Here is a 23,223-nt window from a genome sequence, read left to right on the forward strand (position 1 = left end):
GAGACACCCTCACTTATAGTAGTGAGGGTGCTTTTTATGATTTGTTGTGGGATGTCTGTGTTGTGGTGGAAGGTTTTTGACATCTGATCTTGACACCTTAATGTGTTTTGTGTACGTTTTTACTCAGGAAAGTTATGCATAATTACTTTGATTTCTTAATCAACATAGATGCCTATTCTGGCGTAGTGATAGTTCTGGATTTCAGACTACAAAAAGCTATTTCTTATTTATATCGGCTTCGGAGGGATCGTGGTTCCTATGCAGAGTATAGAAGAAGAGAACGAGAAGAGATATTTCGAGTTGCAAATGAGATTGGAAGAAAAAAATATGAATATAGGATGGCATGTCGCCCTCTTATTTGGTTTCGCAATTTCATTGTTATCAACTTTCTGATCTTCATCACAGCAATTATTATATGGGGAATAGCAGGAGAAAACACATATATTTCTGGTTGGTGTCAGGCCGCTATATGGATATCTGGATTATTTATTGTGATACTCGTTTTTCATTTCTTCAACGTACGTTACCATATAATGTCTGGTACTATAGGCTATGATGGAGAAAAGTTTGGTTTCAAAGGAATTGAAAAGATTCAAAAAGTTAACTCATTAAAAGATGAGATGGAAGCTCTAGAAATACAATCTAGAATGCTAAAAGCTTACCAAACAAGTATACTTTCAATCAGCGAGCAACTCGAGCTTTATAAAGAGGAACTTTTGCAAGCTATTCAAAAGTATCAACGCCAAGCTAGTAGTCAGTCCAGTTTGTTATTGATAACAGGATAGAGATCATGAAGCTTGTCACGAGCATCGTTGCAGGTAAAGCGCCAGGAAATGGTACAACGCTGAGCATTTCGCTCGGACTCCAAAGTCGCAATGCGTTGACGTAGCTCAGACAGACTTTGCACCCGACGCGAAAGACAGCCACGGGTAAAAATCCCAATCTCAATTTCAGCCATGTTAAGCCAGCTAGCATGTTTGGGCGTGTAATGGAATTCGATCCGTTGCAAGAGGCGTCTGGCCTCAGCGGGCTCAAACGTCTCATAGAGAGCCGCAGCGGTATGTGTGTTGAGATTATCCTGCACCAGACGAATGTACTCAGCGTGCGGATAGGCCTCATCAACGAGCCAGCGGATGCAATGAGCATAATCCCGTTTGGTCCTCTGTTGGGTCATCTCAACGTGACGCCAGCCTGCAAGCGGCTCCACAAAGAAAAACAGGTTGGCTGTGCCCAAGCGTTCGTATTCATAATCGATGCGTTCCACTTGCCCTGGTTTGGCTGGCACAGAAGGTCGCACATCGGCCTCTGGAGCCACCAACTTCTCATCGAAGCAGACAGTGGGAGAGTGTGGATCGTCCTCGACCTCTATGAGGTCGAGGACATCTTCCATCGTCGCGACAAACTCGGCTCCTACTGTTGGGATGCACCAGTGCTCGTGTTGCCAAGGTTTAAGTTCGTTTTTTTCAGGAGCTGGCGAATGGTTTCTGGCGAGATGGATTCGGCAAATCCCAGCTCGACAACCTTGCCAGCCAACAATCGCAACGTCCAATGGTCATGCCCATCAGGAGTGGGACTGCATGCAATGGCAATCAGATGAGCCGCTTGGCTTCCTGTGAGAGCCTGACGACGGCGCTGCTGCCGCTTGTCCTGCAAGACCGCTTCGAGTCCGCCTTGCAGATACAATTGCCGAACTCGAATGGAGGTATTGCGGCTGATCTGGAAGGTCTCGCAAATCTGCTGATCGGTCCAGCCATCGGCCGCTTTGAGCAAGGCGTGGGCTCGGGTAAACGTTCTGGCATTGGCTTTGCCTGCATGGATGAACGTTTGCAGCGAGGCACGATCTGTCTCAGTCAACGTGACAGGGATGGGATGTTTCATGGCAAGCTCCTGGGTTTTTCATGAGTATCTCACCCTTGTCAATTGCTAAATGGATTTACTTCTAGCCATAACAGAAGGATGTATTTTGCTTTGCAAATGATCATTATTGCTAGTTCTCTCTTTGTAGGTAGCCTTACCAGTGGCCTTACGAGCCAAATTAGTATATTAGGGAATCATTGGATTGCTCCTGCTTTTAGCTTGATAGTTAGCTTCTTAACTGCTATGGTTACATTGTTAAAGCCTCGTGAAAAAGGCTATAACTTGCAACAGACGGCAGATGCGATAGAGTACGAAATATCTTGTGCTAATAAGCGTATCTATAGTTATGAGGGGTTAAGTGATAGACAAGTGTATACAAAATTAGCTCAAGAAGTAGAAAAGCTAAGAAACGAGCAGCGGAAACGACAGCAGCAATTGGAACAATCATCCGAAGATAAACAAACGCCACATGAAAATTAATCTGGCATTTGCTACTGCTTGATGAAGTCTTAAAAGTATTGGGGGATGCAGGCGACATGACAAATTTGTTTCCGATAAGTTTGAAAATATTTTTTGCTGAAAATAGCATTGTGTCCCCGTCTTTTGGTAAATTCGCTTATGTTATAAGCGTGTTTACCAAGACTCCTCCTTCCCCAACTAATGCTATAGATCCCGTAGTAATTGCTGCAATTATTGGATTTCTTGGTGTAGTTATAGGTGCTGTTATTGCAGGGATATTTGCTTTCTTTCATCTTCGATATCAAATTCGACGTAATGCTCAAATTGAAAAACAACGGTTAGAGGATCAATTTATCCATGAAGAAAGAATGAAGCGTTTGGAACAAACGCTTGAAGCAGAGCAAGAGCGTGCTAAACGTGAACAGGAACGCCAAGAATCAGCTTTTGAAGATGCCCATATTGCTATGCAGCGTGCAAAGACACTTGCTGAGCGTCTGGAAGCATATAAAAAAGCTCTTTGTGCTGATCCACATGTTACAAGGTTACAAATACTTGATATGACTAGCCCGCTTGAGATAAGGGATATTTATATTCGTTTGCAATTACACCAAGAAATTAAATTAGATTATGAAGTTGATCCAGTGTTACGAGATGCAGAAAGTCAACATGATCCTAATATATTATTAAAGGCTACTCAAAAGTATTTGGAAGATCGTGTTGATATTGCCCTTGCACCTGAAGAGGCAATTCGTAAATATAAACATTGCGTCATTGTTGGTGATCCTGGAGCAGGTAAATCAACCTTACTTAAGTATTTAGCTTTGCAATCGATTGATCAGCAATTGGTAAATTTACCTAATTTACCAATTCATGTGGAGCTAAATGCTTTTGTGAATTCCGGCTATCGTAATCTTATCGAGTTTGCTGCCACTGTTTGGGAAGATCGTTATGGTTTTCCAAAAATTGAAGCGGTTGAATATATTCATCAGCAGTTACGAGAGGGAAAAGCATTATTGCTATTGGATGCACTTGATGAAACTGTTACTGGAGCGACGAAGGAAGAAGCAGAAGAAGTATACGTCCAAGTATCTAAAGCTATTATTGATATCAGTACCCGTTATCATCAAGCACCAATCGTAGTAACTGTGCGTAAAGCAGGGTATCATCAGCGTGCGCGACTTATTGGTTTTACTGAACTAGAGGTTCTAGATTTTCGCCCGGGAGAGATAAAACGCTTTGTAGAGCATTGGTTTGCTAACCATTCTGATCCTCAGAAAAGAAATAATGCTTCAGAGCTCAATCTAAAACTTGAGCAAAATTCGCGTATGCAAACATTGGCAGCTAATCCACTTTTGCTGTCATTAATTGTGATTGTTTATGAGGATCGTCTTGATCTTCCTGAGCGTCGTTCCCTGCTCTATAAGCAATGTGTTGATACACTGTTAACTAAATGGGATGCTAGTCGAAATATTCGCCGGCTTCGTGCCTTTAAGCCAGAGCATAAAAGGCAACTTTTAGAAGAAGTTGCTTGGCATTTTCACTTACATGGACAGCGTTACTTTCCGGAACGAGATCTACTTGATATCATTACCAATTTTTTACCGGCTATTGGACTAGAACCAGAACAAAATGGGCAAGTATTAGATGAGATACTTTCAGAGAATGGTCTTCTCAAAGAACAAGCTCGGGGATGGTATGGCTTTTTACACTTAACGATTCAGGAATACTTGGCTGCACAGTATGCAGTTGATTATCTGCAGCTTGATGCATTATTGATGCGATGTGCTGATCCTTGATGGGAGGAAGTGATTTTGCTTTATGCAGGGCAAGTGCCAGATGCAAGTAATCTTTTGCAGAGTTTACTTGAATTTAAATTTGCAAATACAAATCAATATGACCTATTTCATACAAATTTATTATTAGCCAGTCGTTGTCTGGCTGCATATCCTACTGTTCGTCAACGTACTCTGCGTAAAGAGATAATTTTACGTTTATTTGATATCTTAGATAAGACGGAATACTCATTAATGGAGCAAAAAATTATAGAAACATTGATAGAAATAGGAGGAAAAGATGTAAATCTGTCTTTAATAGAGATTGTTTCGAATGAAAAGGCAAGAATGTCATTACGTCAGACAATTATTTCTGAATTAGGGCAGGTTAGAGAACGGTCAATAGTACCTCATTTGGTTTCTCTTCTTCTTAAATTTCCAAATAATTATTTAAATATTTCAGAAAAAGATGTGTTTTTGAATTTAGCTCAGGCTTTAGCCGATTTAAAGGATAGATTAGCGGCTCCCCAATTGATGGATCTTCTTTTAGATACATTCTCATATACCTTCTTAAATAATTTTGCACGTGAAGCGATTGTAGAAGCCTTAGGGAAACTAGGAGATAAATCAGTGGCCTTGCAATTGGTTCCGCTCCTTGTAGATCACTCCTTAGACTTAAGTATTCGCGAAAAGATAGTGAATACATTAGGTCAGATAGGAGATGGATCAGTGGCCCTGCAATTGGTTCCGCTCCTCATAGATCACTCCTTAGACTTAAATATTCGTGAAAATATAGTAGGCACATTAGGTCGGATAGGAGATGGAGCGGTGGCCCTGCAATTGGTTCCGCTCCTTGTGGATTCCTCCCTCGACGAAAAAATAACCATTACCATGACCAGTACTGACGATTTCGTAGGTTATGGACTAGATGACTTAAATTTACGCGCAGCTATTGCATATATTTTGGGTCGTATAGGAGATACATCGATAGTTTCTCAATTGGTTCCTCTTTTTCTGAATGAATCTTTAGACTTAAATGTTCGTGGTGGAATTGCTCATACCTTAATTTCTCTTAAAGAGAGATCATTGGCAAAGGACTTTGTTAAGTTTCTTTCAGAGAAAAAAGTTGAAACAGCATTCCTTGGGTTAATAGCATATGATCTCTATTTGTTAGAAGATAAATCAGTAATACCCCAACTTGTCTCTCTTCTCTTGGATGAATCAAATCATCACATGAATAACTATATTATGCATACAATAGAGGAAATAGGAGATAAATCAGTAGTACCTCAGCTTATATCTCTCTTTTCAGCTAAATATTTGAATAGTTTTGATTTTGATTCTCTTGTTTATGCGTTAGATAAGTTAGGAGATAGATCGGTAGCGTCTCAGCTATTTTTCCTCCTAGCAGATAACTCTCTAAGTAAGATGGCACGCAGCTATGTTGCTATTGCATTAGCTGGATTTGGCTACACATCAGTGATTCCTCAATTAGTTTCTTTCCTTCTGGATGAATCTTTAGATGCGGATGAACGTGGCAAAATTGCTTATGCGTTGGGAAGATTAGGAGATAAATCGGTTACTCCTCAGCTGATTTCTTGCATCTCAAATACAAAGTTTTTTCATTATAGTCCTTTTTGTTCTGCCATTTTTAATGTACTTCCATCATTGGCTAATGACGATGAAACGGTCAAATCTCTTATTGAAATGTTATTTAATGCGGATCAGCCAGGCATGAGAAATGTTATTTTCAGATCTGTTTGGGTAATATGTCGGCAGGCGGGTATTAGGGTACTTATAGAAAATGGAAATGAAGGTAAGAAAGCTATATTAACTAGGACGTTAAATTACCCAGATAAAGTAGATGAGTAAAATCTAAGAAATTGCAGTTAAATACATAAAGTGTTTGAATATTTTTACTCATTATTTTTATGAGGTTAAACAGTTCTAAGTCTGATGTTAGCTACTTTTTTCGTTAAACCGCTGCAATGTAAATGGCTTGATAATTTGCGACATGTGATTTTTGACAATTATTTCTGTGGTTATTTTTCCTGTAATGGCGCTGAGGATTATACCCACGCTATTGTGACCCGTGGCTAGGATGACATTCTTCCATTGAGGAGCTGGGCCGAGGATGGGACGTGTATCTGGTGTTTTGGGGCGTAGTCCAGCCCATGAAGATGTGAATGTACTTTGTGCCAGGCTTGGAATGAGTTTGGCTGTGGCGTTTTGCAGCCAGGCGATGCCTTTCTCTGTGACCTGGGTATCGAAGCCTGTATCTGCTTTTGTTGCTCCAACGATAATGCTTTCTCCTTTGGGGGCGAGATATGCTCCTTCCCCAAAGATGATATGCCGGAGCTGGTGAGTGGGTTGGCAGTAGGAAATAATTTCTCCTTTGAGGGGTGTAACAGGGATATTGAGATTGAGCCACTCTCCACACTGAGCTGCCCATGATCCTGCTGTGATGATGAGATATTTGCACGAGATCGACTGGCTGGCTGTGACTACCTCTGTAACCTGGCTGTCGTGATGCTGAAAGCCTATAACTTCTTCATGGGGATAGAAGATAGCTCCGAGTCTTTTTGCAGCCTGATAGTAAGCCTGGACGACTTGGGGCGCTTTGACTTGTGATTCTTCTGGAGTATGAATAGCTGCTTGAATATGAGGGTCAAGCAGTGGCTCTTGTTCCCTGGCTTCGTCGCCGGTAAGCCAGTACATTTTAGTCCTAACGGTTGCCATGTTTCCATACGCTGTTGAAGGTGGCTTACGCGTTTGGGGTTGCGCACGGTTCGTAGTGCGCTGGTTTGTTCGTAGCCGATATGTACGTTGCTGGTCTCTTCTAGTTCTGATTTTGGTGTCTTGACATTCTCTGGGCCAGCTTAAGCGAGAATCCCTTGCTTTTTTAATTCTCTACTCTCTCATTGGCTTGTGAGATCCCACTTACAAGTTCTTTTTCTTCTCATTTTAGATGAATTGCAACTTTGCGTTAATATTATGTTTGATATTTATATTCATGAAGCTTATCCTCTTTATTTATAAGAACTCCTAGCAGGATAAAAGATGGTTCCATTTTAGATAAGTATATGTGGATGCATGCGGCGTTTTAGAGGCATGTAAGTTACCCATAATGGAACCTCTTATAAATTTGAATAAGACCAGTTGGCTTCAGATTCTTAAAGTTTAAGAACTGGCATCAGAAGTGTCATCGTCTGATGCTGGATAAATACCTTTGTACCTATTCAAATCGGATTGACGAAAATAATCACGCTTTAATGCTCCATGTTTGTAGGGGCGTAGGTTATCTTTGACATTCCGATAGAAGGTATCTCTGGAAATACCAAGGTAGCGTGCTGCTTCTGCTGCCGTATAGTATTTCTCCCCGTCAATTTCTAAAGGCAATCTGCTCACCTCCTAAGCAATTATGGGGAAACTATAATACCCTCCTACACTTTCTGTCAATCCTTAACAAATACAGCATATTCAGACACTTTGCGATAATGTTGGACATAAGTATTGACTTTGCGGATGTTTCAGGCTATTATCTACATATTATTACACATTCTGCACTTCAAGACGTTGATTTTTAGGAGGTGATAGCAGACAAGAAAAAAACTGACTCTCGTCTGCCAACGAAAGCCAGTGAGTGAGAACACACAAAAACCTTCCAAAGTCCCGGAGTTCTCTGTGCATAGCATAGCGCATCGAGGCTCCCCGGTCAAGAAAGAGATGATAACATATGTCAAAACAAGCCTCAATGGAATTACGCCCAGGCCATATGATGGATGCACCAGTCACTGTTTCCAATCTTACCTTCTTTCGTGGTATCCAGGCAGGATATCAGGCCTATCAGAACGAACCAGCTCCGCTGAATGAGCATGACCTTTACGAACACTTTGTGCATCGCCTGCTCGCCTTTCCTGATTCTACCTGTGAGAATACCGGCTGGGTTATTGGTTGGGTGAAGGGTTTGCTAGAAGTTTTTTCTCCTCAACAGTCATCCCCTGCTTCACCTGGCAGGCATTGTAAGGAGCCTGCTCCTTACGGGGATAACTTTCTTCCTGTGATCCCCAATGACAACCAACTTCATAGCATAGCTAACCCGTTTTGTTATGCTCCTCCATGCCCCTGTCACGAAGACCAGGAGAACATTGCTGAGGTTGCTCAATATGTAAGCGACGGTCTTCTGACTCCACAAGAAGCAACTTATTATGTAGCCGGGAGGCATATCTAGCTGAGAGCAGACTCCCTCTCGTTGTTTATCAGCAGCAACGAGAGGGAGCCACAGGAGAAAACCGCATGAAGCACAACACAACACATACGATCTCCCGCCTCTCTGGCGAGCAGCAGCAAGAAGCGTCACGTCAGTGCGTCGGCACATGGTGCGGCATTCACCCAGAAGACACCCCCAGTCTCATCTGTGAGACGAAACACACAGGTATTGATACCATCCTGATCTGCGCTAATCCAGTCTTTCATAATGGTGTGCAATCGGGACGAAGTGAATTTCTCGCCCTGGCTTTTGAGAAGCGCGAGATCGTGGCCCAGGATGTTGAGAACGCCTTTCAATGGGCGATGTATGATACGTTCCGCTCGGCACTTTGGCGCTATGGCTATCTCTGCGGCTGGAACGAAGAGTTTTACCAGTACGCGATGCGCAAGCGAGAGGAACAAGCCAATACCTCAAAGCCAGCACGCGATGAGAGAGGGGAACGATAATGCGCCCTTCTCGTTATCGTCCAAACTTGGAAACCGAGCAGCCACCGAAACAGGCAAAGTGCGTTACCAGAGCTCCGCGAGTGGGCATAGACGCGCAAGACCAGATCAATGAAGACGCCTTATATGACATACGCACCCATACCAGTGTGGTCCGTCAAAACCTCTACCAGCCAGCCCAGACGAACGGGCAGGCAACACGCCGCGTCAGTATCCATGTACACAACCAACCCAGGCAGCAGAGGCTGCACCAGCAGCAGCCTCTTTTGTCCGTTGGGACACCCTGGCCGTTTCAAATTCCCCGCTGGCCTCTCTATGGAGGACTCCTGGGCCTCGTGATGGTTGGGGGATGGCTTGGCATTGGCATAGGACAACAGGCGTTGCAGGGGTGGCAAGATGACCTGCATTATGGACGCCCCCGGACGTACCAGGCTGACGCCGTGGTGGGCCACAACCATGATACGAGCACAAACCCATCACACTTCATGGTGCTCAATCTGCATGGTCAGATTCTGGTCATTGAATTGCCAGCAGGAGACCCGAGCAAAACACACATTTACAAAACAGGGTTGAACTTGTTAGGAAGTGGGCAAGACGTGACCCCGGCCCAGGCCGCATTCAAAGACCTGGATGGAGATGGCAAGCCAGACATGATTGTTTCTGTTGGAGGGCAAAGCGTGGCCTTTAAGAACGAGAACGACACGTTTAGTGCTATACCTATGAAAGAGGTCAAAGAGTGATTGTCACACCAGCGTACCCCATCCAGGCTGAGCAACCGCAACGCTCCCAGGAGAACGCCCCTAGGGGAACATACAGAACCATACGCATGCTGACTCAACGGGTACACGACCTGATGGGCGTGACCTTTAGCGGAGAGGATGAATATGTGGTTATCGCATGTTCCGAGAACATCACAGCCACTCTTGCCCTGAACTTTCAGACTACATTCCAGATGGAGCGCCCCATACAAGCGGTTCTTGTCTCGTATGGCAAAGCCAACCCGTCAGGAGATGGCTATATCGTCATCCGTTGGCGTGGAACTGTCCCAGAGAGCTTCTTTGACCAGCTCGACGAGCATACCAAAGAAATCGCCTACTACATGACCTTTATCGCAGGCCCGCTCGATACCTGCCGAGCACCGTGGGATGGTACTACACACGCCTAATGTTTCTGGGAAGAGTCATATCACAGTGTGCTCTTCCCTCTCCTGCCGTTTGGAGGGAACCCATGCAAGACAATATGTACAACGACCTGGAGCATATGCTCCGTGAGCTTGACCAAGAAGGCCACCAGCAGGCGCACACGACAAACGACATCCCCCACATCGAAGCCAACCAGGAGTACGACCGTGAATGCCGTATGTATGATATTGAGATCCACATTTACCCCAAAGAGGAGCCAGAGGCGGAGGAGCCAGCCAATATTGTTGAAAGTGCCCCACCTATCGACCAGGAGCCAGAACCAGGAGAGAGAGGGCCGTTGCAATGGGTAAGAGAGCACACGCACCCTCTAGTGGCTCTCAGCTTCATTATATGCACCTGTGCGCTTGTTGTGGGCTGCCTGCTGTATGTGTTGCCTTTCTGGACGACAACGACAACCGTGACGCTTGTGCCAGTCGCACGCACGATAGAAACCCGTTTGACTGCGACCATTGGAGGAGACACTGACAAGACTCATAGCCAGATCCCAGGAAGGGTGCTTCCCACGGTGACCATGAGTCAGGCACGCGCCGTTGCCACCACCGGGAAGGCGCACCAGGACGCCCAGGCAGCACACGGGTACATCACGTTTTACAATAGCGCGACCTATGCACAGACTATACCAGCAGGAACCCTTGTCACTTCAGCCCATGGGGTACAGGTGATTACCGATCAAGACGTGACCATTGGCGCGGCAAGCTATCCCACCTTTGGACAGGCTAGTGTGAGTGCTCATGCAACCCAGGCAGGACCAGTAGGCAATATGAAGGCAGGCGCGATCTATGGTCCCTGTTGTCGTGTCAATATCTCAGCCGTGAACGGAGCTTTTAGCGGAGGGCAAGAGGCACGTGACTATCAGACCGCGACGCAGCACGACATCGCAACCGCAGGAGCAAGCTTGAAAGCCAGCCTTGACCAGAGCATCACCGCAGCCCTACAAACCCAGGTTCAAAGTACAGAAACGCTTGTGACCCCCTTGCACTGCCAGCCGAAAACGAGCGCTGACCGCCAGCCAGGAGAGGAAGCGGCAAGCGTGAATGTGACCCTCGACGAGACATGTATAGGTATGGTGTACCAGACACAAGTCCTACAAACACTTATCACGCAGGTACTTACCACCCAAGCAAAGCAGCAGCTAGGAGCTGGATACACATCGAGCGGAGACATTCACATCACTACTACCACACAGGGAACGACCACTATACAGGCGACTGGTACAAGCATATGGGTGTATCAGTTCTCCCAGGCCGAGCAAGAGAGCATGAAGAGCAGTATTGCAGGCAAGAGCCAAGCTCAGGCCAAGAACCTGTTATTAGCACGCATAAGCGTACAGTCTGTTTCCTTCTCCAATAATGCGACGCTTCCAGACGTTCAGCATCTTCGCCTGGTCTTCATGAGTGTGCCACCGGAGACCCTTCTCTTTCACGTCAGCAGAGGATGACGAGGGACAGAAACAGCATGCAACAGATTATCACCGCCAAACTCAAGTTAATTCCCACTCCTGAACAGTTTCAGGCATTACGCCAGGCACAACTTGCCTATCGTGATGCCCTCAATGCGGTGAGTTGCTATGCCTTCGAGCATGGCAAAACCAGTAGCGTGAAGACACTACATCGAGGGATGTATGCTGATCTGCGCGCTTCCTATCATCTACCCTCGCAATTGGCATGTAGAGTTGTGCGGCAGGTCGCCGCAACCTACAAAGGACTATGGACCAAGCTGAAAAAGAATGCGGAGCATCGCCGTGCGAAAATCACCAAGAAACGCTTCAAGGGATTGGACAAGCCACCGCACTACAGCTCGCCCACTGTGCAGTACACCTATGAGCGTGATTACACCTTTCAGCGTGACAGTCGGGTGAGCGTTGGGACCCTCAATGGACGGATCAGCATTCCCTATCAGGGCTATGATAAGCACATCGCACTTATCAGACAGGGGGCGAGCATCGGGGATGCCAAGCTCTGTTATGACATGAGGAAGAAAACATTCTATTTCTTGGTTGCTTTGGACATTGACGTTCCTGAGCCGAGCATTGAACACCTAGGTGAAGTCGTTGGCGTCGATGTCGGGATTCGCTATTTAGCGGTTACCTCAACTTCGACGGGCAATGCCACCTTTCATCCTGGAAAACGGGTCCGACACCGAGCCAACCATTATGCACGATTGCGAAAACGCTTGCAACAAAAAGGCACTCGCGGCGCGAAACGTCGGTTGAGGCGCATCGAGCGACGAGAGAGACGGTTCAAGTTGCAAGCCAATCATAGCATCGCCAAACAGATTGTTAAGCAGCACCCACACACGCTTATTGGACTGGAACACTTAACGGATATTCGAGAGGGAACCAAACGCAGAAAGCATAGACGCAAGAAAAACGGCAAGAGCTTTGAGGCTGTTTCTCTCAAGGTGCGCAAAGCCAATCGAGTCTACTCACAATGGTCTTTTGCCGAATTACAAGCCCTCATCAGTTACAAAGCCATACTTTTAGGTTCACTGGCGATCAAAGTGGATGCCGATTACACCTCGAAGGCGTGTCCTGTGTGTGGACACACGACTGGTAAGAATCGCCCGCGCAAAGGGTTGCTCTTTGTGTGCCAGCAGTGTCACTACACGCTGCATGCCGATCTGATTGGCGCAAGAAATGTGACGTTGAGAACGCTCCTGGTCCGGCATGACTGGTCCAGGACGGGGTGTTTGTCAATCATCCCTGATGCTTCGGACAGAGAAGCCAAAGCTGCACGCCTGCAAAGGTATGCAGAGTTGAGGTGGAGTCCAGAGGCAAGCCAAAGGCTTATCGCTAGAGGTCATTGACTAACCATCTTTAGTTTGTGATACATGTATATACTATACTGTTATATGAGAATAACATGAGTAAGTATGGCAAAAATGCGTAAAATATACAAAATTCTATGTGGTGCGTAGGAGTTGAGTAGGAGAAATAGGTGTGGGAAAAGAAAAATCCATTAGTTATGTCTAATGCCATAACTAATGGATTTAAGTTCTGCTTATCGCTGGAGGGTTCCTCGGACCAGGGTAGACGCTTGAGAAACCCCAAAAATTGAGAAAGAGCAGAGAACTATTGGGAGAGGTATTTAAACGGCACCTTGTTTCTGTTGGGGAGGCGCGTATCAATGGCGCGGCGAAGTGCCCCTACGCTGCTTTCACCAAGCGTGAAGGCAATGATAGAGCCGATGATAAGCCCACAAATGCCGCCGAGGGCAATTCCTTCAAGAAACATGCGGTTGCGAAAAAATGTCATCGTCGTCACCTTTTCTAATTTTTATTGGAGATACACAACTGTTTTGGCATCGCTCCAAAGTCGCTCCAATCGGTAATATTCGCGTTCTTTAGGTGCGAAGATGTGTACAACGACGTCGCCAAAGTCCAGGAGAATCCACCCTGTGTCTGCTGTCCCTTCGCGGTGCAGCAACCTGGCTCCTTGTTTTCCCAACTCCTCGTCAATTGTGCTGGCGATTGTCTGGATCAACCTGGGGTTGCTACCGCTACAGATGACAAAGTAGTCGGCAAAGACAGTAACCTCTCGAATATCGAGGAGTAAAATGTCTGATGCTTTTTTATCAGACGCAATATCGACTGCGGCTTTCGCTAACTGTGCTGGATCTAGCAGAACTCCCTCCACAAGTACTCCCTTGCTTACTTCTAAATGACCCGACACGACGTAGGTCACACATAGTTTTCGCCTAATATAATTTCTATACGTATCTACCAGCCCTTGAGTTCACAACCAGGAAAAATAGGCGGTTCCTTTGGGTTATGGTAAAGACCAGTGACACTGTATTCGCGTATGGGTCCTTAAAGACCTACATGCCCTGGTACGAGTATATTCACATTGTATTTTGTATCCGCATTATAGCATGCTGGGCAAGGCTTGTTAAGTAGTGGGAGATCCTGGTGAGATCGAGACTGGTTGGTCGATGCGAAGAATGCCCTGCTGTGAAACCACCTCAAGTAATTCACGCATGTTCTTGCCAAGAGCAGGGTGCTTGAGGTCTGGGGCGATCTCGGCCAGGGGAGCCAGGACGAAGGCTCGCTCAGCGAGTCGCGGATGTGGAAGCGTCAGCCCTTCTTGCTGCCACTGCTCCTGGTCATAGAGGAGAATATCGATGTCAATGAGTCGTGGCCCGTTGCGAAACGTAGCCTGGCGACCTAGTGTCTGCTCTATGCCCTGGGTGGCCTGTAGGAGCTCTGGTGCGCTTAATATAGTCGTTCCGCTACAGGCCATGTTCAGGAATTTCGGCTGGTTGGCGTAGCCTACTGGCTCGGTTTCATAAACTGAGGAGATACGCTCTAGTTGGAGGTATTCGCGCAGGAGGCGCAAGGCATACTCCAGGTTGTGGATGCGCTCGCCCAGATTCGTGCCAAGCGCCAGGTAGACGCGATGCCTGGCAGGGAGAGCTGTACTTGCTGGTTGCTCTGAAAAATGTGAATGGGGCATGCCTGAAGAAACCTCGCGAACTCTTTCTATCTCCAATGTCGCATGTGTGGAGAACATGCTACTTCTCAAATATCCATAGATTGCGGAAGACGGCTTCGCTATCACTCTCCTGGTCGCTGCCGGTCAGGAAGCCAACCATCCCCGAGGTATAGGCGTTATCCACAACATTGGAAAAAATAAGCTGCTTATTGATGTATAACGTAAACCGCGTCCCCTGCATAATTGCGAGCAGGGTATTAAGTTGCCCATACCCGTTTATAATAGCACCTGAATGCGTCCAGTCAATAAGAGGTAGCCAGGTGGCCGGGTCGCTGCCCTGGGCGCGGACAAAGCGGTATGAGCCTGTATTATTGAGTTCGAGCACATAAAATGACTGGCTCTCTGGTTGCAGGCGGAAGATAAGCCCATAGATGGTGCCGCGTGATAGGCGAGCCTGGACCGTAATAGCCATGTTCGTAAAGGAGGGGGCATTCGTATAGCACCAGGCCAGGGCCCGACTGGCAGCATAGACATGATATCCTTGAGGCGTGAAATAGCACTGTTGACCATCATTGAGCCAGCCACCGCCTGGCGAGGTAAGGTCATGCGTATAGAGGATGGGACCAGCCCCAATCTCTGAGGTAATACCGGCTGTCGCCTGGACACGTGCGCGTGCTGCCAGCGTTGCCTGAGCTGGATTGCCGCCTTGCAGGAATCCCTGCGAGGATTGGCTGGCGAGAGAGAACAGGGAGTTTGGTGCTGCCTGCCAGCGGATACTGTACCAGAACATAAGCAGGGGCAAGGCCAGGAGCAGGAGCAAGAGGCTAATGAGTGTGAAGAGGAGGGGGCGGCTAGGGCGGTGTGCCTGGCGTAATTGGTTTGGTGAAGGCCAGCTAGCCATCGGCATCTGCAGGGGGAAGAGTGGTGTTGGGACCTCTGAGAGCACGAAATCTGGGTCCACTGGTGGCTGGAGCTTCGTTGTCTTCTTGATTAGTGGCGAGGCGTCCTCAGCAGGCTCTGTTGGCTCGGAAATAGTGAGCATGAGATCGGTTTGAGTGAGTGCCAGGGCGTTCTCAAGCGAGCAGGTGGGTATCGCTTTTTGCAGGGCTTGCAGATAGGCGTTGGAAAAGGCTCGTGCGCTCTGGTAGCGTTGCTCGGGATCCTTGGCGAGAGCCTGGAGCATGACGCTTTCGACGATGGTGGGGATGGCATCATTGAACTGGCTTGGAGGGGGAGGCGGGACCTGGATATGTTTTAAGGTGATGCCGACTGGTGTCTCTGCGCTAAAGGAACGCGGCCGGTAAGCATTTGATAGAGAATGATACCCAGGGCGTAAATATCGCTGCGATAGTCGCTGATGCCATTAGACTGTTCGGGTGCCATATATTCAGGCGTGCCAACTGTCGCGCTGGAGTGGTTATAGGCGTCCGCCTCAATTTTGGCTTTCGCCAGGCCGAAATCGGCGAGATACGCGTACCCATCGGGACGCAGGAGAATATTGGATGGTTTGACATCACGATGTAGGATATCATGATCATGCGCATATTGCAGCGCGGATGCGATCTGATAGAGATAGCTGCCAGCTTCGTCAAGAGGGAGACGTTCACGATGATAGAGATAGTCGCGTAATGTGCCGCCTTCGATGAAAGGCATCACGAGATAATACCAGGGGCTTTGCTCGCCGAAGTCGTATAGAGGGAGAATATGGTTATGGGAGAGTGCGCCAATTGCCAGGGCTTCGCGTTCGAAGCGACGGACGAATGGTTCATTACTCCCGTAGAGGACCTTGATGGCGACGCGCCGTTTGACGCGACGATCAAAGCCTAAGTAGACCTCAGAGGTTGATCCTTGTGCTACACGCCGATGTAGCTCATATCTGCCGAGGGTTGTTCCTTCTATGCCCTTCATCTATCCACACTCCTGCTGTTCCCTCTTGTTCAAGTTGCGCTGCGCGGTGCCAGATCGAGCATTTGGTATTCGCCGTTGTGAGGAAATTTTGCTGGCGATTGGCGGTGAACACGCCCGACTGGACGTTTTTCCTGTCACTCTTCAGGATACCACGCAAGGCCATGACAGGCGTTAGAAAACGCCTGTCAATAGCACAGATGAGTAAGTTTAGCGGCGGTAGGTCCAGTAGCGCTCCAGGTAAATGGTTTCTACGGGACGAATATTGTGCGTGTAGTGTGTCATAGCCTGGCTCATCTGCTCGGAGCCGCCAAAGTTCTGCTGGGTCTGTGTCGCGTATGCCTCAGCCGCCTCAATGCGCAGCTCAAGCATTTCTGACATCTCAACCAGGGTGGGCTCAAGCGGGAGGTCCAGTTCTTTCAAACGCGCGTCCAGGGCGCCGCTCTGGGTCACATAGGGGAAATCCTCGTAGAAGTAGACCTTTGCCCCGTGCTGTGCCAGGCCATCGGCTACGGATGCCACAATCTGGTGATCGACATGGCGCCCAACGCCAAGTGGCGCGTACCACACTGTATCGGGAAGGCGATTGTGCAGTGTGAGTAGGCCATTGAGCAACTGGCGCTCGATCTCGGCGTCGGCGGGATGTACATCACCACCCATCAATTGCGAATCGCTGTTGTAATAGGTTGGGGTGCCGCGATAGATGGCATCCTGGTAGTCGAGCCAGAGATAGTCGGTTGGGAAGAGATCAAGCGCCTTGGCATCCTCTTTACGGCGTATCTCAATAATGTCCTGGACCGTGGTTGTGCCACCAAAGCCGCGCTGGCGATGCACCTGTTGGGCGAAGGGGCTGAGGGTACCTGTGGTTGGGGCGCCCCCAAAAACAGTGATGACCAGGGGACGCAATCCGCTGCTCAACTGTACACCCAGTGTGCCTCCGCAGGAGTAGACCACGTCATCATAGTGTGGCGAGAGAAAGATGTGGCGATGATGCGTTTGTATATCGTTCAAGCTTGTTAGTCGCAACTGCTCGTTCCTCCAAGTAAAATATAGTGCCTCTCAGAAAACCTGAGCGCGCGAGCGGCGTTAGTTTTCGTATAAGGAGACCGGCTCCAGGTAATGAATAAAACAGGTTTCTTTGGTCACCTACAGGTGGGTTAGGGTAAGCGGACTCCATCCTCTGCATAGTCGACCAGGCCGTCTTTTGCCAGACCGCTCACCAGACGTTGTAGCCAGGGTTGGTCCGCATCGCTATACTCAGGCTTGATTTTTGGTCCGAGAAGAGTGAGCGTGATGCGCTCCCCAGCTGGCAACGAACGAAGCAGATCAACGATCCGCCCACGAAAGTAGCGATTGGTGCTTGTGAAGGGTTGGCTCTGATAGCTGGTTTTCTTTTCTGCCACCTTGCGCATCTGTCGTAGAACCACGCCGGACGGGAAGAGGCTATGCTGGCTCATCTCCTGATAAGCTTTGCAGGGCTCTTGTAGTGGGCATGCCATACAGCGCGGATTGTTACTTGTACAGATCGTTGCCCCCATATCCATCAGGGCCTGATTCCAGTTGTAGGCCTCGCCAGGTGGCAAGACCTGTTCCGCAAGTGCCAGCATAGCCGCGTCGTTCAATGCTGTCTCTGGCTGCTCAACACCAATGAAAATGCGATGGAGCACGCGGCGAATGTTGGTATCAACGGTGGCTACTTGCTTATGATAAGCGAAACAGGCAATGGCACCAGCCGTATAGCGGCCAATCCCTTTGAGAGAGAGCAATCCCTCGACAGTATCAGGAATACGCCCATCATACTGAGCCATAACCTGTTGCGCAATGGCTTGTAGGCGCACCGCACGCATGTTGTATCCCAGGGGAACCCACACGTTGATGACATCGGCGGTAGGAGCCACGGCCAGGTCTGCAAGCGTCGGGAACGCGCTCAGAAATTGTTGATATTTGGGCAACACGCGATCAACCTGGGTCTGTTGGAGCATTATCTCTGACACCAGAATCGCATAGGGATCGCTGGTGCGACGCCAGGGTAGATCACGTTGCTCTGCTGCATACCAACGCAGTAAGTCACTCTGAGCGCGTGTAATATGGTCAGGCGCGAGCTGAGAAGAAATAGATGAGGGCTGTGAATCCATGCTCATGCAGATCTAAACTTTGCTCTTCTGCGCGCTTGCTTCTGGTGACGATGCCTGGTCAGCACTGCGCTTGCGAGGCGTAATGTTGAAGAGCGTTTCGCCGCCCTCTTTCCAGCATTGTGCGTCGGGAGCAGGCAGATTTTCGCACAAAACCCAGTCCCTGGCATCTTTGAGAACATGGCCCTTAACGCACTTGGCATACATAATGTGCTCGTTCAGGTCGGGGTCGCCCGGCTTGATGTTTGCTGAGGCAATTTTAGGAATAAAAAATCTACACCACGGCACGGCTAGGTACCTTCCTTAATTTTGATTGATAAAGACACTTGAAACACCACCGCTCTATTCCTTCATTTGACTATGGTGGCACTGCCAATTATAACGCATTATGTTTGATAGCGTCTAGAGCACTCGTTATTGTGATGGTGTAGGTTTCTGGCTGACGATGACGAGCCGGCTATCGAGTGTCAGGGCGTTACCATCCAGGTCGCCATAATAGCCTGTGACCTGTAACCCTACTTGATTGATCAGGCTGATGAGTTCGGTAAGTGTATAGATGCGTATGGATTGGCGATGTTCGATGCGCTCGCCATTGGGATGAAGCAGGGTGATGCGGACGTTATTGCGGCTCTTGAGCAGATCGATCTCACGCTCTTCCATGACGATTAAGCCATTGTCGTAGCGAATCATACTTTGAGGGGTAAAGGCACGTACGACTCGTGGTTGGTAGACGGTTTCTAGCAGAAAGATGCCTCCGGGCGCGAGTGCTTTGTGAATCTCTTTGAGTACCAGAAGATCATCTTCTTCCTGCTCAAAATAGCCAAAGGAGGTAAAGATATTGATAGCAGCGTCAAAGGTGTCTTCATAGGGGATGGAGCGCATATCTTGCTGTAACCAGTCGATGTTGAGGTGTAGCCTGGCGGTCTCCTGGCGTGCTCGATCAAGGAGGGCCGCGCTAAGGTCTAGCCCGGTAACAGCATATCCGCGTTGCGCTAACGGGAGGGCATGGCGTCCATCTCCACAACACACATCTAAGATCCGCATGCCTGGCGTGAGGTGAAGTAGCGCTTCAATGGCACTGACCTCATGTTGGGTGCGAGATGCAGGTAGGAATGGAGAGTAGATCTGTAGATAGTCTTCGCCAAAAAACGTTTGGTACCAGGGCTGGCTACTCATGCTCAACTCCTTTGACCTGTGCTGGGTATGTCTGTTTGAAGGTGTCTTATACTAAATCTTCTACTAAGAATAAACGATCTTATATCCTCTTTTTGTGGGAACCACGTATCTACCTCTTTACAAGATGTCCTCAGCGTCTGCGATGCTTAGCAGGGGTAGCGCTTACGGCAAAAGTGTCAGGCGGACCCACCAGGTGCAGGCTTTGAAGGCAAGGAGGCCGTAGAGTACTCCCCACACTTCGTGCAGCAAGGCGTAGCTGGTGGCCATCGTGAGGAGGAAGAGTAGGGCCAGGCCAGCGGTTTGTTTCATGTATAGGGCGCGCTGGTAGCGGCGAAAGCCGCTCGGTGGCGAGTCGCGGAAGTGCCAGGTAATAATCCATATTCGGGAAAGTAGTACTATAATCCCAGTCGGCCCTATAATATGCAGGCAGAGCGAGAGCACTGAAAGATAGGACATCTGCGTCTCCTGGTTAGACCATGTGACGACTAATAGTATAGTAGAACGCGCAAACACGGCTGGAATGTATTATAATTGAGACGGCCTGAGAACCGGAAATGGGCCTGATTGATCTCTTATTTCGAAAGGCAGTTGTACGTGTGTTTGCAGAAGAATTAGTGGTGATAGATACTGACTCGGCATTATGGGAGGCGGTCAGGCCTTTGGTAGCCGCTGCGCTACGACTTGATCAACAGCAGGAGCCATCCTGGCATGGGTGGAATAAGGAGCAGATAATCACGTTCTTATGCACGCTCCCAGAGCACTGTACCCTTGTCTGCGGGGTATGGGATACGCTGACTGATGAAGAGGGCAATGAGCGCGAGGTGCTGGTGTTGGGATGCGTATGCGAAGCGCAAAGGGGAGAGGTGCTGACGGTGAGGACGTTTGAGGCGTTGCAGGACGAAAAGCTTCCCCCACTACAGGAGTTGGAGCCGGGTTTTGAGCATGCACGCGAAATTATGCGCACCATAAAAGCCCAGATTGCTCCCGTGGCCTGGGCTTTGTTTACCGATAAGACGACTTGGGATGAATGGTTGCTGGCTGAGGGCAATGAGGGGGGCGTAGCCGATAAAAAGGCGTTACTTTCGCTCTTTGCCCAGCAGGGGCGTTGTGTGCTGATGGGGAGCCAGGCTGCGCATCACTCACATCATCCATAAATAGAGACCTGCTCTTCTGATAAGTGGCATGGTGGGTCATGGCGGCCTGTGGCTGTTACGATCCACCATACTCCCCATTCAGAGATATGTTGCACACAAGATTCATAGAATATAAAGCAAAGAATTTGGGAATAATATGGAACAGAAGACGCCTTTAATTTGGAATCCAATTCTACGGCAATATTTGGTGAATGCACCTCATCGTATGAGCCGCCGCGAAGGAACGACGAAATGCCCGTTTTGTGCTGACATTACCGAAGGGCGTGTAAGTGAGGATACGCAGGTATGGCTCCATCCAAATGATTTCCCTCCCTTGCAACCTCCAGTTGGTGAGGCGGTTGTAGTTATTTATAATCGCGACCACGAGAAGACCTTCACCCAGCTGACCGTAGATGAAGTGTTCGCGGTGACGAAGCTCTGGCGCGAACTATATAATGATTTCTCTTCGCGCTACCCGGCGGTAATGATCTTTGAGAATAGCGGTGAAGCTATCGGCCAGACGCAGCACCACCCTCATGGACAGGCCTATGGCGTCTCTGTCTTACCTCCTGTTCTGGAGCGTAAGTTGGAGACAACGGTACTCGAACACAAGGCTGGCCGCGGGTGCCCTTTCTGCCGCGTGCGCGATGAATTGACGGACACCGATTTTGAGGTGGCCCACAATGAGACCTGGCAGGCGTTTTTGCCCCCCTATGTGCGCTATCCCTATGAGACGCATCTCTATTTGAAGCGGCATGTGCCTAGCTTGGCACAAGCAACCGATGAGGAATTGCGCGACCTCGCTGCCATGCTCCTGAAGGTCATTCGTGGCTATAACAATCTCTTTGATAGCGCGATGGCTCCGATGCCCTACCTGCTAGGTCTGCATCAATTGCAGGATGAGCGGTTCCACTTCCACGTTGAGATTCTTGCCATTGGACGTGCGCCGGGTAAGCTTAAATTCGCCGCCTCCTCAGAGTCTATCTGGGGCATGTGGACCAACGACTCCGCTCCGCAGCAGAAGGCGCTGGAGCTGCGGCAGGCTATTGAGAAAGAGATGGAGTAGTAGCATGGAGAGAAAGCAGTATCCACAACCCGCCCTTGAGGCGGCCCAGAAGTTCGCTACGGTTTTTCAGGACGATGGCGTGTACGCGGGTCCGCTCAGTGCAGCCTGGGCGCCGGGTCGTGTCAATATTATTGGTGAGCATACCGACTATAATGACGGCTTTGTCTTGCCATTGGCGGTCGACCGTGTCTCAGCCTTTGCAGGCCGCACGCGCCAGGACCAGGAGGTGCGCCTCTGGTCAGCGCATTTTGAGGAGTATGCGCAGTTTTCGCTTGAGCAACTGCCTGGCTCATTTGAGCAGCAGTGCCAGGGACTTCCCGGCTGGGCGCGCTACGTCCTGGGTGTGGTGGCCGAACTGGTACGCGCGGGCTTTGCGCTCAAGGGCTTTGATGCGGTTGTGGCTGGCGATGTACCCCTGGGTGGTGGCATGAGTTCTTCAGCGGCCCTTGAGGTGGCGACGGTCTATGCCTGTGCCCAGTTCTCGGGTGGGCAGCTCAAGATTGGCGATGGCGAGGAGAGCCAGCCGCGCCCCCAGCGGGGGTTACAGAAGATGGAGGTCGCGGCGCTCTGCCAGCGTGCTGAACACATTGCCTCTGGCCTGCGCTCGGGTATTCTGGACCAGGCGGCCTCATGCCTGGGGCAGCCCGGACAGGCGGTCTTGCTGGATTGCCGCTCGTTTGCGTACCAGTATTTCCCCTTCTCTGACCCAGAGGTCGCAATTGTAGTCATTGATACCAGTGTGCGTCGTGAACTGGCGAGTACGGCCTATAACGAGCGTCGCCAGCAGTGCGAGGAGGCGGCGAGCCTGTTGCGCGAGGCGGTCTTGCGCGATGAGCCGGAGAACGCCCAGGCGCGCGAGATCAAGGCTCTCCGCGATATCACGCCTGAGCAGTTCGCGCGCTACAAAGATCAGCTTCCTGAACTGCTACGTAAGCGCGCGGGCTATGTTATCGCCGAGGACAAGCGTGTGATGCAGGTTGTAGAGCTGTTAAAGCGCAATGATTTTGAAGCTGTTGGCCAGGTGCTCTGGCAGGGCCACGCGGGTTTGCGTGATGAGTACGAAGTAAGCTGTTCAGAACTGGATGCTCTGGTGGACATCGCACATAGCGTTCCCGGTGTGCTCGGAGCGCGTATGCTGGGCGGTGGCTTTGGTGGCTGCACAATTAATCTGGTGCGCCAGGAGGCGGTCACCGCGCTGACACAGGCCGTCGAAGAGCAGTATCCCGAGCGCACAGGACGCCAGGCCAGCATCGACATCTGTCGCGCGGCAGGCGGTCCCGGCATGGCGGTCCTGGAGTAAGCTACCTGCCTGGCTGTATCCTGTCGAACGACGTCTACAGGTGCTCCGTGTTCCTCATGTTGCACGATGCGTGTAGAGA

27 protein-coding genes are annotated in these 23,223 nt (G+C 49.2%); 13 read left to right on the top strand and 14 right to left on the bottom strand.

Features of this window, described 5'->3' with window-relative positions:
• Positions 1-134 precede the first annotated feature (134 nt).
• On the top strand, positions 135-785 hold the full coding sequence (locus JMJ04_RS18430; protein ID WP_201371898.1) for a hypothetical protein: 651 nt from the start codon (positions 135-137) through the stop codon (positions 783-785).
• Here JMJ04_RS18430 and JMJ04_RS18435 read toward each other — a convergent pair.
• Positions 755-1,507: an IS630 family transposase gene (locus JMJ04_RS18435; RefSeq protein ID WP_236038177.1), complete on the bottom strand. Its 753-nt coding sequence runs from the start codon at positions 1,505-1,507 to the stop codon at positions 755-757. The genes JMJ04_RS18430 and JMJ04_RS18435 overlap by 31 nt on opposite strands.
• The gene (locus JMJ04_RS49470; protein ID WP_201371899.1) at positions 1,411-1,878 is read right to left on the bottom strand and encodes a helix-turn-helix domain-containing protein; all 468 of its coding nucleotides are present in this window, start codon (positions 1,876-1,878) and stop codon (positions 1,411-1,413) included. Before JMJ04_RS49470 ends, JMJ04_RS18435 begins: the two co-directional genes overlap by 97 nt.
• Before the next feature lie 42 nt (positions 1,879-1,920).
• Between JMJ04_RS49470 and JMJ04_RS18445 the strand changes: the two genes are divergently transcribed.
• The 3 genes from JMJ04_RS18445 to JMJ04_RS18455 are packed head-to-tail and all read left to right on the top strand — an operon-like array spanning position 1,921 to position 5,960.
• Positions 1,921-2,337: an SLATT domain-containing protein gene (locus JMJ04_RS18445; RefSeq protein WP_268887341.1), complete on the top strand. Its 417-nt coding sequence runs from the start codon at positions 1,921-1,923 to the stop codon at positions 2,335-2,337.
• 8 nt (positions 2,338-2,345) lie between these two features.
• Positions 2,346-4,112: an NACHT domain-containing protein gene (locus JMJ04_RS18450; RefSeq protein WP_201371901.1), complete on the top strand. Its 1,767-nt coding sequence runs from the start codon at positions 2,346-2,348 to the stop codon at positions 4,110-4,112.
• Positions 4,113-4,127: 15 nt separating this feature from the next.
• On the top strand, positions 4,128-5,960 hold the full coding sequence (locus tag JMJ04_RS18455) for a HEAT repeat domain-containing protein (RefSeq protein WP_201371902.1): 1,833 nt from the start codon (positions 4,128-4,130) through the stop codon (positions 5,958-5,960).
• An 87-nt stretch (positions 5,961-6,047) separates the two neighbouring features.
• Here JMJ04_RS18455 and JMJ04_RS18460 read toward each other — a convergent pair whose 3' ends face one another.
• Complete coding sequence (locus JMJ04_RS18460; RefSeq protein ID WP_201372391.1) at positions 6,048-6,995, bottom strand: NAD(P)/FAD-dependent oxidoreductase; 948 nt, start codon at positions 6,993-6,995, stop codon at positions 6,048-6,050.
• A 273-nt stretch (positions 6,996-7,268) separates the two neighbouring features.
• The gene (locus JMJ04_RS18465; RefSeq protein ID WP_201371903.1) at positions 7,269-7,487 is read right to left on the bottom strand and encodes a helix-turn-helix domain-containing protein; all 219 of its coding nucleotides are present in this window, start codon (positions 7,485-7,487) and stop codon (positions 7,269-7,271) included.
• Positions 7,488-7,824: 337 nt separating this feature from the next.
• Here JMJ04_RS18465 and JMJ04_RS18470 point away from each other — a divergent pair, with 337 nt between their 5' ends.
• The 6 genes from JMJ04_RS18470 (at position 7,825) to JMJ04_RS18495 (ending at position 12,808) form a co-directional block, all read left to right on the top strand.
• Entirely contained in the window at positions 7,825-8,319 is a 495-nt protein-coding gene (locus JMJ04_RS18470; protein WP_236038067.1) for a hypothetical protein, read from the top strand.
• A 65-nt stretch (positions 8,320-8,384) separates the two neighbouring features.
• The gene (locus tag JMJ04_RS18475) at positions 8,385-8,804 is read left to right on the top strand and encodes a hypothetical protein (RefSeq protein WP_201371904.1); all 420 of its coding nucleotides are present in this window, start codon (positions 8,385-8,387) and stop codon (positions 8,802-8,804) included.
• The gene (locus JMJ04_RS18480) at positions 8,804-9,541 is read left to right on the top strand and encodes an FG-GAP repeat domain-containing protein (protein ID WP_201371905.1); all 738 of its coding nucleotides are present in this window, start codon (positions 8,804-8,806) and stop codon (positions 9,539-9,541) included. The genes JMJ04_RS18475 and JMJ04_RS18480 overlap by 1 nt, the downstream gene beginning before the upstream one ends.
• Complete coding sequence (locus JMJ04_RS18485; RefSeq protein ID WP_201371906.1) at positions 9,538-9,966, top strand: hypothetical protein; 429 nt, start codon at positions 9,538-9,540, stop codon at positions 9,964-9,966. Before JMJ04_RS18480 ends, JMJ04_RS18485 begins: the two co-directional genes overlap by 4 nt.
• Positions 9,967-10,028: 62 nt before the next feature.
• Positions 10,029-11,441, top strand: a complete 1,413-nt coding sequence (locus JMJ04_RS18490; RefSeq protein ID WP_201371907.1) for a baseplate J/gp47 family protein — start codon at positions 10,029-10,031, stop codon at positions 11,439-11,441.
• Positions 11,442-11,458: 17 nt separating this feature from the next.
• Positions 11,459-12,808, top strand: a complete 1,350-nt coding sequence (locus JMJ04_RS18495) for an RNA-guided endonuclease InsQ/TnpB family protein (protein WP_201371908.1) — start codon at positions 11,459-11,461, stop codon at positions 12,806-12,808.
• Positions 12,809-13,073: 265 nt separating this feature from the next.
• Here the strand turns inward: JMJ04_RS18495 and JMJ04_RS18500 are convergent, their stop codons facing one another.
• From JMJ04_RS18500 to JMJ04_RS18545, 10 genes are all read right to left on the bottom strand, one after another.
• The gene (locus tag JMJ04_RS18500; RefSeq protein ID WP_201371909.1) at positions 13,074-13,256 is read right to left on the bottom strand and encodes a hypothetical protein; all 183 of its coding nucleotides are present in this window, start codon (positions 13,254-13,256) and stop codon (positions 13,074-13,076) included.
• 21 nt (positions 13,257-13,277) lie between these two features.
• Positions 13,278-13,685 (bottom strand): ribosome silencing factor, encoded by a 408-nt coding sequence (rsfS, locus tag JMJ04_RS18505; protein WP_007904958.1) that lies wholly within the window; start codon positions 13,683-13,685, stop codon positions 13,278-13,280.
• Between the two features lie 204 nt (positions 13,686-13,889).
• Positions 13,890-14,453, bottom strand: coding sequence for a 2-amino-4-hydroxy-6-hydroxymethyldihydropteridine diphosphokinase (folK, locus tag JMJ04_RS18510; protein ID WP_201371910.1), 564 nt, complete (start codon positions 14,451-14,453; stop codon positions 13,890-13,892).
• A 58-nt stretch (positions 14,454-14,511) separates the two neighbouring features.
• Positions 14,512-15,615 (bottom strand): serine/threonine-protein kinase, encoded by a 1,104-nt coding sequence (locus tag JMJ04_RS18515; protein ID WP_201371911.1) that lies wholly within the window; start codon positions 15,613-15,615, stop codon positions 14,512-14,514.
• Positions 15,616-15,686: 71 nt separating this feature from the next.
• Entirely contained in the window at positions 15,687-16,340 is a 654-nt protein-coding gene (locus tag JMJ04_RS18520) for a serine/threonine-protein kinase (protein WP_201371912.1), read from the bottom strand.
• A 207-nt stretch (positions 16,341-16,547) separates the two neighbouring features.
• Positions 16,548-17,363, bottom strand: coding sequence for a PIG-L deacetylase family protein (locus tag JMJ04_RS18525; RefSeq protein WP_201371913.1), 816 nt, complete (start codon positions 17,361-17,363; stop codon positions 16,548-16,550).
• 131 nt (positions 17,364-17,494) lie between these two features.
• Positions 17,495-18,478: an A/G-specific adenine glycosylase gene (locus JMJ04_RS18530; RefSeq protein ID WP_201371914.1), complete on the bottom strand. Its 984-nt coding sequence runs from the start codon at positions 18,476-18,478 to the stop codon at positions 17,495-17,497.
• Positions 18,479-18,484: 6 nt separating this feature from the next.
• Entirely contained in the window at positions 18,485-18,757 is a 273-nt protein-coding gene (locus tag JMJ04_RS18535; RefSeq protein ID WP_201371915.1) for a hypothetical protein, read from the bottom strand.
• A 126-nt stretch (positions 18,758-18,883) separates the two neighbouring features.
• A complete protein-coding gene (locus JMJ04_RS18540) occupies positions 18,884-19,645 on the bottom strand; it encodes a class I SAM-dependent methyltransferase (RefSeq protein WP_201371916.1) in 762 nt (253 codons plus the stop codon).
• Between the two features lie 162 nt (positions 19,646-19,807).
• Positions 19,808-20,101 carry a hypothetical protein gene (locus tag JMJ04_RS18545; RefSeq protein WP_201371917.1) on the bottom strand — a complete coding sequence of 98 codons (294 nt, stop codon included), beginning with the start codon at positions 20,099-20,101 and terminating at the stop codon, positions 19,808-19,810.
• 140 nt (positions 20,102-20,241) lie between these two features.
• Between JMJ04_RS18545 and JMJ04_RS18550 the strand changes: the two genes are divergently transcribed.
• The 3 genes from JMJ04_RS18550 to galK all read left to right on the top strand — a co-directional run bounded on the left by JMJ04_RS18550 (position 20,242) and on the right by galK (position 23,144).
• The gene (locus tag JMJ04_RS18550; RefSeq protein ID WP_201371918.1) at positions 20,242-20,799 is read left to right on the top strand and encodes a hypothetical protein; all 558 of its coding nucleotides are present in this window, start codon (positions 20,242-20,244) and stop codon (positions 20,797-20,799) included.
• Positions 20,800-20,935: 136 nt separating this feature from the next.
• The gene (gene galT / locus JMJ04_RS18555) at positions 20,936-21,844 is read left to right on the top strand and encodes a galactose-1-phosphate uridylyltransferase (protein ID WP_201371919.1); all 909 of its coding nucleotides are present in this window, start codon (positions 20,936-20,938) and stop codon (positions 21,842-21,844) included.
• A gap of 4 nt (positions 21,845-21,848) precedes the next feature.
• Positions 21,849-23,144, top strand: a complete 1,296-nt coding sequence (gene galK, locus JMJ04_RS18560; protein ID WP_201371920.1) for a galactokinase — start codon at positions 21,849-21,851, stop codon at positions 23,142-23,144.
• Positions 23,145-23,223: the final 79 nt, after the last annotated feature.

Origin of the sequence: Ktedonobacter robiniae (assembly GCF_016587375.1) — a bacterium.
GTDB classification, from domain to species: Bacteria; Chloroflexota; Ktedonobacteria; order Ktedonobacterales; family Ktedonobacteraceae; genus Ktedonobacter; species Ktedonobacter robiniae.

Excerpts from the sequence above, each read along its gene's own strand:
- JMJ04_RS18500 (WP_201371909.1), bottom strand. The coding sequence starts at position 13,256 with ATGACATTTTTTCGCAACCGCATGTTTCTTGAAGGAATTGCCCTCGGC.
- JMJ04_RS18470 (WP_236038067.1), top strand. The coding sequence starts at position 7,825 with ATGTCAAAACAAGCCTCAATGGAATTACGCCCAGGCCATATGATGGAT.
- galK (WP_201371920.1), top strand. The coding sequence starts at position 21,849 with ATGGAGAGAAAGCAGTATCCACAACCCGCCCTTGAGGCGGCCCAGAAG.
- JMJ04_RS18430 (WP_201371898.1), top strand. The coding sequence starts at position 135 with ATGCATAATTACTTTGATTTCTTAATCAACATAGATGCCTATTCTGGC.
- JMJ04_RS18475 (WP_201371904.1), top strand. The coding sequence starts at position 8,385 with ATGAAGCACAACACAACACATACGATCTCCCGCCTCTCTGGCGAGCAG.
- JMJ04_RS18545 (WP_201371917.1), bottom strand. The coding sequence starts at position 20,101 with ATGTCCTATCTTTCAGTGCTCTCGCTCTGCCTGCATATTATAGGGCCG.
- JMJ04_RS18515 (WP_201371911.1), bottom strand. The coding sequence starts at position 15,615 with ATGCTCCAGGCTCTCGCCAAGGATCCCGAGCAACGCTACCAGAGCGCA.
- JMJ04_RS18495 (WP_201371908.1), top strand. The coding sequence starts at position 11,459 with ATGCAACAGATTATCACCGCCAAACTCAAGTTAATTCCCACTCCTGAA.
- JMJ04_RS18480 (WP_201371905.1), top strand. The coding sequence starts at position 8,804 with ATGCGCCCTTCTCGTTATCGTCCAAACTTGGAAACCGAGCAGCCACCG.
- JMJ04_RS18530 (WP_201371914.1), bottom strand. The coding sequence starts at position 18,478 with ATGAGCATGGATTCACAGCCCTCATCTATTTCTTCTCAGCTCGCGCCT.
- JMJ04_RS18520 (WP_201371912.1), bottom strand. The coding sequence starts at position 16,340 with ATGAAGGGCATAGAAGGAACAACCCTCGGCAGATATGAGCTACATCGG.
- JMJ04_RS49470 (WP_201371899.1), bottom strand. The coding sequence starts at position 1,878 with ATGAAACATCCCATCCCTGTCACGTTGACTGAGACAGATCGTGCCTCG.
- galT (WP_201371919.1), top strand. The coding sequence starts at position 20,936 with ATGGAACAGAAGACGCCTTTAATTTGGAATCCAATTCTACGGCAATAT.
- folK (WP_201371910.1), bottom strand. The coding sequence starts at position 14,453 with ATGCCCCATTCACATTTTTCAGAGCAACCAGCAAGTACAGCTCTCCCT.
- JMJ04_RS18540 (WP_201371916.1), bottom strand. The coding sequence starts at position 19,645 with ATGAGTAGCCAGCCCTGGTACCAAACGTTTTTTGGCGAAGACTATCTA.
- JMJ04_RS18490 (WP_201371907.1), top strand. The coding sequence starts at position 10,029 with ATGCAAGACAATATGTACAACGACCTGGAGCATATGCTCCGTGAGCTT.